This window comes from Kitasatospora phosalacinea (genome assembly GCF_030268885.1).
In the GTDB taxonomy this organism is placed as follows: Bacteria; Actinomycetota; Actinomycetes; order Streptomycetales; family Streptomycetaceae; genus Kitasatospora; species Kitasatospora phosalacinea_C.
On record NZ_BSSA01000127.1, the window covers coordinates 1 to 349 of the forward strand.

Genomic DNA, 349 nt, shown 5'->3' on the forward strand with positions numbered 1-349 from the left:
TAGTCCCGCGTGTACCCGTACCCACCCAGCAACTGCACCGCGTCCACCGTGATCTCCATCGCCGCGTCCGACGCGTAGCACTTGGCCGCCGCACCGAAGAACGTCAGGTCACCGTCACCGCGCTGCGCCCTGGAAGCCCGTTCAGAGCGTGCCGCCGCCGCGTACGTCAACTGCCGCGCCGCCTCCAGCTTCATCGCCATGTCCGCCAGCATGAACTGCACGCCCTGGAAGTCACCGACCGGCCGGCCGAACTGCCGGCGCTCCTTCACGTACCCCTTCGCGTAGTCCAGCGCCCCCTGCGCGATGCCCAGCGCCTGCGCCGCGATCGTCACCCGGGTGTGGTCCAGCG

At 69.9% G+C, this 349-nt stretch carries 1 protein-coding gene; it reads right to left on the reverse strand.

From position 1 onward, the window contains the following. Positions 1-349 (reverse strand): acyl-CoA dehydrogenase family protein (locus tag QSK52_RS39225; RefSeq protein WP_285741057.1); only part of this gene is annotated, 349 nt, incomplete at both ends.